Annotated in this window: 1 protein-coding gene; it reads right to left on the bottom strand. The window is 58.2% G+C overall.

Features of this window, described 5'->3' with window-relative positions; genetic code table 11:
* Window positions 1–802 precede the first annotated feature (802 nt).
* On the bottom strand, window positions 803–1650 hold an 848-nt coding region (locus WCA53_RS28865), incomplete at its 5' end, for a 2-keto-4-pentenoate hydratase (protein ID WP_423919121.1).

Here is a 1650-nt window from a genome sequence, read left to right as displayed (position 1 = left end):
ATCCTTCTGGGTCCAACGGCGCAAAGCCAAAAGAGTTCCGACCCCGCAGGAATTCCAGGCGCCGCCCGAAACCCAGAACCGCTAAGCGGAGCTCTTTTGCCCTAAGCTGACTAGCGCCGGTCGTCCCCTAACCAGTCTCAATGTCCTGGTAATTCAAAGCTAATGAGATCCGCTGTTCTTCGCTGTGAGCGCGATCACATCCCGGCTGCGCGCTCCCGCTTCCTGATTATCGGTGGCGGCGACATGACGATTCTGAGCTTAACGGGCTCGTTTTTCCCCTTCCCGGCGGCTAGCCGCACCGATCGGGTTTCGCTCAAATCCAAGAACTTGGCGTATTAATTACCGGAGTGATCGCTCGGACTGAATATCGGCGATGAATCCGGGCGCCCACGCGCTCTGTTACGAGAACTGCTGCCTTGACCGCTTGATGCTCGAGAGCACGATGAGCGCCATAAACAAGGCGTTGAGGAATTCGGATGGGACCTCAATCATTGTACGGGGCCTCCGCCGCGCGGAAGCAGAAAACAAGGAATGCAATCGTCGTAATGGCGCTGCAGGCGCCGTAAACAGCGAGAATATCCAAGGTCTTAGCCTCCGCACTTCGCAACCATCGGTCATCAAATTTGACGACAGAATCACGCTACAACCTGAGATTGCGGCGACACCTGGATACAAGTCAAGCTCCATATGTGTAGACCCGGATTTTCAGTGAGGGCTGGTCAAGACCTCCTTATGGGGCGGGAATCACATTGAATTCATATTGAATCGCATGTGATCGAAATGGTGCTTGGAATCCCACCGATCAGACGAAGCGGATCCGCGAGTCCTCAAGCGGAACACCTGAGAGTTTTGTGCTCCATTCCTCACCGGCCGCCACAGGAAAGGCGCGTGTAAGCGTTCCGGTGGTCACGATTTCGCCCGCGGCGAGCGGCGGGCTTCCAGGATCCTGCGCCAGCGTCTCGGCGAGATGACGCAGGGCAAATAGCGGCCCATCGAGGACGTTCGCAGCGGCCCCGTGATCGACCTGGGCTCCGTTGCGGAACAGGTCGATCTCGAAGCGAGAGAGCTCACTCGCCCATTCGTTGCGTCGTGACGCCGCAGAATGACGCGGTCCGACAAACAGTCGTCCATGCAGGCCGTATCCGGCGACAGTGTCTGCCGCCTGGAACGACCAGTTCGGAAAGATCGACTGCACGATCTCAAAGCCGTGCGCGATCCAGTCGATGCATTGGATGAGGGCGTGCTCATCCATGCCGGGCTCGGGAGGGGCCGCAAGGCCGAACATGATTTCTGGCTCGATACGGGGTTCTGCCAAGCCCTTCAACGAAGCCTGGAGCGGCTCGCCGGTGAGCTCGCGGACCGTGCCATCGTAGACATAGCCCCAGATCGGCGCGTAGACGCCGTACTCCGCCCATATGGTCCGGTTGGTGAAACCGATCTTGCGGCCGATGGGACGCTCGCCGCGCGCTTCCCTTTCTGCGCGAACCGCCGCCGTAACGTTATAAGCATCCTTAAGTGCAAAGTCGGGATAGACTTTGGAGAACGGATCGAGTTGCCGACCGGTCCCAAGAACTTCGAGCGCCTTCTTCGCGATGTCCTGAAGATTCATGTGGCCCGTCGTCCTCCCTTGTCTTGATGACGATAGCTTAC

It is taken from the genome of Caballeronia sp. (assembly GCF_049581465.1).
GTDB lineage: Bacteria > Pseudomonadota > Gammaproteobacteria > Burkholderiales > Burkholderiaceae > Caballeronia.
Note: the sequence above shows the minus strand (reverse complement) of the source record. Positions and strands in the feature narration are given on the sequence as shown.